Source organism: Cryobacterium sp. TMT2-10, from assembly GCF_004403075.1.
GTDB classification, from domain to species: Bacteria; Actinomycetota; Actinomycetes; order Actinomycetales; family Microbacteriaceae; genus Cryobacterium; species Cryobacterium shii.
Genome location: NZ_SOGW01000102.1, coordinates 41,277 through 48,045, shown reverse-complemented (window position 1 = coordinate 48,045; position 6,769 = coordinate 41,277). Strand labels below are relative to the sequence as shown.

Here is a 6,769-nt window from a genome sequence, read left to right as displayed (position 1 = left end):
GCGGGTGCGGCGGCTGGCGGTGCGGCGGCTGGCGGTGCGGCGGGCGGCTGCTCCGTGCTCGTCCCGCCCTCGCCGGCCTTGCCCGCGACCGCCGCGGGACCTTCGCCGACCATCGCCTGGAGGTTCTCCGCGAACAGGGCCATCATCTGGTCGGTGACGCTGCCGATGATGCTCCGGCCCATGGCGGCGACCTTGCCGGACAGCGCGGCGTCCTCGCTGACCGTGCCCTTGGTCATCCCCGATTCTTCGACCAGGCTGAGGGTGGCCGTGCCCTGCGAGGTGCCCTGGCCGCGGGTCTCCTGCGCGCGCCCCTCGAACACCGCACGGTGGGCCGTCGCATCCCGCTCGAGGACGGTCATCTGCCCCTTGTACTGCATGGTCACCGGACCCAGCTTCACTTTCATACCGACCTGATAGGCGTCATCCGACAGCTTGTTCAGCACCTGCGCCCCCGGGACGCAGCCGGCGACACGTTCGAAGTCCATCAGAGTCTTCCACACCTGGTCGATGGGTGCGACGACGGAAAAAGTGCTGTCTATTTGCATTATCGTGTCCTCTGATTCTCGGGTGGGCGATTCTGGAATGGCTGATTCTGGACTGGCGCCGAGCGGTCGGCGCGGATATCCGCCGCCACTTCTGTCAGCGCCGCGTAGCTGTGCCCGCTGACGAACGCGTCGACGTAGGGCAGCGCCGCCGCCATGCCGCCCACCGCCGGCTGGTGGTCCCGGGCCACCTTCCGGGGGTTGACCCAGACGATGCGGTGGGCCAGGCGAGGCAGGCGTGCCATCTGGGCGCCCACCATCTCCGGCTCGTCCATCGCCCAGCCGTCGGAGATGACCACGACGACGGCTCCGCGGGCGAGGCCGCGCCGGCCGTGCTCGTCGACGAAGCGGCGGAGGCTCTCCGCCAGACGCGTGCCGCCGGCCCAGTCGTCGACCGAGGCGGCGGCGCGTGCCAGCGCCTGGTCCGGGTTCTGCACCGCCAGCTGTCGGGTGAGCCGGGTCAGCCGGGTCGAGAAGACGAAGGCCTCGGCCTGGGCGCCTGAGACGGCGCCCTGCAGCAGCGAGAGGAACACCCTCGTGTACGGTTCCATCGACCCGGACACGTCGCAGAGGAGGATCAGGCGTCGCAGGCGGGTGCGGCGGCGCCGGTAGACGAGCGGGAGGGGCTCGCCGCCGGTGCGCTGCGCCGCGCGGACAGTACGCCGCAGGTCCAGCCGTGGGGTGGTCGTCGAGGTCTTCCGGACGCGGCGGCTGACCCGTTCCGGCGTGGACAGCCTGATTCGCCGCACGAGCGTGCGGATCTGGGCCACCTCGTCGGGGGCCAGTTCCGCGAAGGACGTGTCGTGCAGTCGCTGCTCGGCCGACGCCACCATCAGCACCGACTCCCGCTCCGGCGCCTCGTCGTTCTCGGGGCCGTCCCCGGCGGGAGCCATCGCAGGCTCCTTCCGCTCCGTCTCCCGGCCGGCCGATTCGGTCGGCCGCTGGTCCGCCGGGGGTGGGGCGGGTACGAGGTTCGGCCCCGATCCCCGGGGGTGCGTTCTGGTCTCCGCGGCTGTCGGCCGGATCGAGCCGGCCGCCGAAGACGGCGTCGAAGACCCGGTCGAACACAGGCAGCTGCTCCCGGGAGGAGACGAGCACCACCCGGCAGGTCCAATACAACGCGTCGCGATCGGAGGGCGGAAGGAGGCGGAGGGCCTCGGCCAGGCGGGCGGCACGATCCGGGGAGCCCGGAAGCCGGGCGCGTCGAAGCACCGTGGTGAAGCCCGTGGCCAGGGCTGCGGCCTCGACGCTGGAACGCCCGGCGCGGGCATCCGTTTCAGTCATGTTCGCCCCCCAGCACCCAGGCGGCGCCGCGGCCGACGGCCAGGTCGAGGTCGTCGCGGTTCTTGAGGATGGACCCCCAGGTCTGGTCCACATGCCCGGCTTCGAGCGTCTCCACCCCGAGCACCGTCAACGCGGACACCCAGTCGATGGCCTCGGCGATGCCGGGCGGTTTCGCGAGGTCCAGCGACCGCAGCCGGGTGACGGCCGAGGCTGCCTGCAGGGCGATCGGCCCGGCGCTGTCCGGCACCCGACGGCGCACGATCTCGGCGATGCGCTGGGGGGTGGGGTAATCGATCCAGTGATACAGGCAGCGCCGGGTCAGGGCATCGTGCAGGTCGCGTGTGCGGTTGGAGGTCAGGATGACGATCGGCGGATGCGTGGCCCGCACCGTTCCGAGCTCGGGGATGGTGACGGCCGCCTCGGCCAGCAGCTCGAAGGTGAACGCTTCGAATTCGGCGTCGGCACGGTCGATCTCGTCGAGGAGGAGCATCGCGGGGCGGGGCCCGCGGTGCTCGAGCGCCTGCAGGAGGGGGCGGCGGAGCAGGTACTCGGGGCCGAACAGTTCCGTCTCGTCCAGGTCGGCCTGACGGGCCTCGGCCAGCCTGATGCCCAGCAGCTGGCGCGGGTAGTTCCACTCGTACAGAGCTTCCCCCGCGTCGATCCCTTCGTAGCACTGCAACCGGAACAGGGGCGTGTCCAGCACCCGGGCCAGCGCCTTGGCCGCCTCGGTCTTGCCGACCCCCGGCTCCCCCTCGAGCAGGATCGGCTGGGGCAGGCGCACAGCGAGGAACAACGCCGTGGCCAGCCCGTCGTCGGCCAGGTAGTCGACCCCGTCCAGGGCGGTCAGCAGGCTGGGGACGTCGGGGATCAGCCGCCGGACGTCGTCCTCGGCTCCCGACCGCGCCGCGCCGCTCATCGCGTTCGTTCCCGTTCGGCGAGCGCCCGCTCGTAGTCGGCCTCCGTGTCGATGTCCGGCGGGATCGGTCCGGGCACGACCACCTCCGCCACCTCCGGCGCACGCTGGTCGAAGAGTTTCCAGACCGCCTTGTCGCCGTGCAGCGTGGCCAGGTCCGGCAGCATCGACCGGGCGAAGGCGAACGGATGCCCCACGCCGTCGTCGTAGCGGCAGACAGCGAGGGGCGCGTCACCGCGTCCGTCCAGGAGCGCGCGGACGGCCTCGGGGCGCACCCCGGGCTGATCTTCGAGCAGGAGCACGAGCACGTCGGTCTCCGAGTGCAGCGCCGGGATGGCCGCCGCGATCGAGGACGAGAATCCGGTGCCGAATGCGGGGTTGTCGACCAGGTCGCAGCCTCGGGTGTCGACCCGGCGTCGCACCTGGTCCCCGGCCCCGCCGAGCGTTACGACAATCTGGTCGAAGCCGCAGGCGCGACTCGTGTCGAGTACGGCGTCGAGGACGACCCCGTCGCCGAAGGGGAGGAGCTGCTTGGGTCTGCCCATTCGGCGTGACGCCCCGGCCGCCAGGACGAGTCCGGCGGTGCGCAGTTCACGATGCGTTCGCATACCGCTCCGGATCGGCCAGGAAGGTGCGCCGGCAGGACTCCGAACAGACGTGGAAGGTCGCCCCGGCGAATTCGGCTGAGGGTGTGGTGTCGCCGACGGTCACGCTCATCCCGCAAACCGGGTCGATCGCGGCCGGGGCGGTGTCTGCGGCGGGGACGCCGTTCGCCGCCTCGGTTTCCGCGGGGTGGGCAGCCGCTCGTTCGGCGACCAGTTGCGCCAGGATCGACAGGGCGATCTCGGCGGGGGAGCGGGCCCCCAGTTGCAGGCCGGCGGGGCTAAGCACGCGGGCGCGCTGCTCGTCGGTGACGTTCAGGGAAGCGAGCACGGCGGCGCCCCGTGCGTGACTGGCGACGAGACCGACGTATGGCACGCCGGCACGCAGGGCGGCCTCGAGGGCAGGCTCCTCGTCCCGCCCGTGCGACGCCACGATGAGCGCGGCATCGTTGGGCCGCGGCTCGATGTCCACAGAGGCGGCAAGTCCCGCGACGAGTTGCAGGTGCAGGCCGAGCGGCCCGCCCAGCGCCACCAGAGCGTGGGCGATCGGTGTCGAGCCGACGACGAGCACGCGCGGCGACGGCACCGACGGTTCGAGGAAGATCTCGACGGCCCCGCCGCTGAGGCACGGGTTGGACACCTGCACGGCGCCCTCCTCTTGCCGATGGGACGGTTCGCCCGCGACCACCCGGAGCAGGATCGGCTCCCGGGTGGCCAGGCTCTTCAAACCGTATTCGCGCACCGATGACTGCACGCAGGCCCCGCCGACGAACCCCTCCAGCGTTCCGTCCGAAAGCAGCAGGCCCGTGTCCCCGGCCTGGGCGCTCGTCGGATGCTGGGCTCGCACCACGGTGGCGCGCACGAAGGGTTCGCGGCGGCCGGTGAGTTCCTGCGCCCTGGTCGCGAGCGCCTCTCCCATCGCCGACATTTAGATCGGCGGTCGTGGCCGGCCCTGCATGGCCTCCCAGACTCGGGCCGGGGTGCACGGCATGTCCATGTGGGTGATCCCGAAGGGCGCGAGGGCATCGACGACCGCGTTCACGATGGCCGGCGGGGAGCCGACCGTCGCGGATTCGCCGATTCCCTTGGCGCCGATCGGGTGGTGCGGCGACGGGGTCACCGTGAAGCCGGTCTCCCATTCCAGGTCCTCCGGTCTTGTCTCAAGCATGGCCGCGGCGATGAATTTCGCCTTCTCACTCACTTTGCGGGCGACCAGCGCCACGGCCGCGCCGCTGACCGGAGGCGATCGGCTGCCGTAGGTGCCCAGCCCGAACGGCGTCTGGTCGGTGTCGCCGTGAACGACGTCCATATCTTCCGCCGGGATGCCGAGTTCCTCCGCCACAATCTGGGCGAAGGTCGTCTCGTGCCCCTGGCCCTGGCCCTGGCTCTGGCTCTGCACCGAGATGCGCACGACGGCCTTGCCGGTGGGGTGGATGCGCAGCTCAGCCCCGTCGGCCATGCCGAGGCCCACGATGTCCATGTGCTTGCGCGGACCGGCGCCGACGGTCTCGGTTAAGAACGAGATGCCGATCCCCATCAGCTCGCCGCGATCCCGTTTCTCCCGCTGCTCGCGCCGCAGGTCGTCGTAGCCGGCCATCTGCATCGACTTCCGCAGCGCCTGCTCGTAATTGCCGGAGTCGTACTCCCAACCGGTCTTGTTCTTGTACGGGAATTGCTCCGGCTTGATCAGGTTCTTCAGCCGCAACCGGGCGGGGTCCATGTCCAGTTTCCGGGCGAGCATGTCGACGAGCCGTTCGACCAGGTAGACCGCCTCCGTCACCCGGAAGGAGCAGGCGTAGGCGACGCCGCCCGGGGCCTTGTTCGTGTACACCCCGGTCACCTTGCAGTGCGCGGCCTGCAGGTCGTAGCTGCCGGTGAAGATGTGGAAGAAGCCCGCGGGGTACTTCGACGGCTGCGCCGTGGCGTTGAAGGCTCCGTGGTCGGCCAGCACGCTCGACCGCACGGCGAGGATCCTGCCGTCCTTCGTGGCGGCGATCTCACCCTGCATGATGTAGTCGCGGGCGAACGAGGTGGACATCAGGTTCTCGGACCGGTCCTCCATCCACTTCACCGGCCGGCCGGCCGGCCGGTGACGATGGATCCGACGACGGCGAGGATGTACCCGGGGTGGATTCCGACCTTGTTCCCGAAGCCGCCGCCGATGTCCGGTGAGACGACGCGGATCTTGTGCTCGGGGATCCCGGATACGATCGCGAACAGCGTGCGGTGGGCATGCGGCGCCTGGCTGGTCTCGTAGAGCGTGAGTGCGCCTTCGATCGGTTCGTAGTCCGCGACCGCCCCGCACGTTTCCATCGGCGCCGGGTGCACCCGGAGATAGACCATCTCCTGGGAGACGACGACGTCCGCCGAGGCGAACACCGCGTCGGTCTCGGCCGCGTCGCCCGCCTCCCAATCGAAGATGTGGTTGTCGGTGCGTCCCTCGATGTCATCCCGGATGACGGGCGCGTCGGGGTCCAGGGCCTTGCGAACGTCGATCACCGGGCGGAGCACGTCGTAGTCGACCTCGATCAGTTCGAGCGCGTCACGGGCGGCGTAGCGGTCCTCCGCGACGACGAACGCCACCTCCTGACCCTGGAAGCGCACCTTGTCGGTGGCGAGCACGGCCTGCACGTCGGCGGACAGGGTCGGCGCCCAGGCGAGCTTGAGTCCGAGCAGGTCCTGGCCGGTGATCACGGCCACCACGCCCGGGTGGGCGAGCGCCGCACTCGTGTCGATCGAGACGATGCGCGCGTGCGCGACGGGGGAGCGCAGGATGGCCCCGTGCAACATCCCGGGCAGCACGATGTCGTCGACGTAGTGTCCTTTGCCGCGCACGAAGCGCGGATCTTCCTTGCGCTGGATGCGGCCGTAGCCGATGGGCCGGTCGTCGTCACCGGCGGCCGGGTTCGCGGCGCGTTCCTCGATGATGCTCATGCGGTCACCTCTTCTCCAGCGGTTTCTTCCTGGGTCGCCGGGTGTTGCGCGGCCCACTGCACGGAGCGAACGATGGTCGCATATCCGGTGCAGCGGCACATCTGGCCGGAGATCGCCTCGCGGATCTCGCCCTCATCCGGATGCGGGTTGTTGTCGAGCAGGGCGCGGGCCGTGAGCATCATCCCCGGCGTGCAGAACCCGCACTGCAGGCCGTGCTCCTCCATGAATCCCTGTTGCACCGGGTCGAGGGTGGCGCCGGAGGCGAGGCCCTCGACGGTCGTGATGGAGTGGCCGTCGGCCATCGCCGCGAGCACCGTGCAGGACTTCACTGGCTGGCCGTCCATCAGTACGACGCAGGTGCCGCAGTTGGAGGTGTCGCACCCCCGGTGCGAGCCCGTCAACCGCAACACGTCGCGGATGAAGTGCACGAGCAGCACGCGCGGCTCGGCCTCCTCGGTGATGTCCTTGCCATTGACGGTCATGCTGATCTGCAT

At 70.5% G+C, this 6,769-nt stretch carries 8 protein-coding genes; all 8 read right to left on the bottom strand.

The genetic code is table 11. From position 1 onward, the window contains the following. On the bottom strand, positions 1–545 hold a 545-nt coding region (locus tag E3T37_RS12390; RefSeq protein WP_134367224.1), incomplete at its 3' end, for an SRPBCC family protein. Continuing rightward, positions 545–1,435: a VWA domain-containing protein gene (locus tag E3T37_RS12385; protein ID WP_166806102.1), complete on the bottom strand. Its 891-nt coding sequence runs from the start codon at positions 1,433–1,435 to the stop codon at positions 545–547. The genes E3T37_RS12385 and E3T37_RS12390, both read right to left, overlap by 1 nt. Before the next feature lie 383 nt (positions 1,436–1,818). Next, positions 1,819–2,742: a MoxR family ATPase gene (locus tag E3T37_RS12380; RefSeq protein ID WP_134367221.1), complete on the bottom strand. Its 924-nt coding sequence runs from the start codon at positions 2,740–2,742 to the stop codon at positions 1,819–1,821. Then, positions 2,739–3,347, bottom strand: a complete 609-nt coding sequence (locus E3T37_RS12375) for an NTP transferase domain-containing protein (protein WP_174844102.1) — start codon at positions 3,345–3,347, stop codon at positions 2,739–2,741. Before E3T37_RS12375 ends, E3T37_RS12380 begins: the two co-directional genes overlap by 4 nt. Further along, entirely contained in the window at positions 3,331–4,260 is a 930-nt protein-coding gene (locus E3T37_RS12370) for an XdhC family protein (protein ID WP_241978689.1), read from the bottom strand. Before E3T37_RS12370 ends, E3T37_RS12375 begins: the two co-directional genes overlap by 17 nt. 9 nt (positions 4,261–4,269) lie before the next feature. Then, positions 4,270–5,403, bottom strand: coding sequence for a molybdopterin cofactor-binding domain-containing protein (locus E3T37_RS17655; RefSeq protein ID WP_241975868.1), 1,134 nt, complete (start codon positions 5,401–5,403; stop codon positions 4,270–4,272). Between the two features lie 5 nt (positions 5,404–5,408). Continuing rightward, positions 5,409–6,275 (bottom strand): molybdopterin cofactor-binding domain-containing protein, encoded by an 867-nt coding sequence (locus E3T37_RS17650; RefSeq protein ID WP_255572866.1) that lies wholly within the window; start codon positions 6,273–6,275, stop codon positions 5,409–5,411. Continuing rightward, entirely contained in the window at positions 6,272–6,769 is a 498-nt protein-coding gene (locus tag E3T37_RS12360; RefSeq protein ID WP_134367217.1) for a (2Fe-2S)-binding protein, read from the bottom strand. Before E3T37_RS12360 ends, E3T37_RS17650 begins: the two co-directional genes overlap by 4 nt.

Bases quoted from the DNA above. Each gene is read 5' to 3' on its own strand.
- E3T37_RS12385 (WP_166806102.1), bottom strand. From the start codon at position 1,435: ATGGCTCCCGCCGGGGACGGCCCCGAGAACGACGAGGCGCCGGAGCGG.
- E3T37_RS17655 (WP_241975868.1), bottom strand. From the start codon at position 5,403: ATGGAGGACCGGTCCGAGAACCTGATGTCCACCTCGTTCGCCCGCGAC.
- E3T37_RS12370 (WP_241978689.1), bottom strand. From the start codon at position 4,260: ATGGGAGAGGCGCTCGCGACCAGGGCGCAGGAACTCACCGGCCGCCGC.
- E3T37_RS12375 (WP_174844102.1), bottom strand. From the start codon at position 3,347: ATGCGAACGCATCGTGAACTGCGCACCGCCGGACTCGTCCTGGCGGCC.
- E3T37_RS17650 (WP_255572866.1), bottom strand. From the start codon at position 6,275: ATGAGCATCATCGAGGAACGCGCCGCGAACCCGGCCGCCGGTGACGAC.
- E3T37_RS12380 (WP_134367221.1), bottom strand. From the start codon at position 2,742: ATGAGCGGCGCGGCGCGGTCGGGAGCCGAGGACGACGTCCGGCGGCTG.
- E3T37_RS12360 (WP_134367217.1), bottom strand. From the start codon at position 6,769: ATGCAGATCAGCATGACCGTCAATGGCAAGGACATCACCGAGGAGGCC.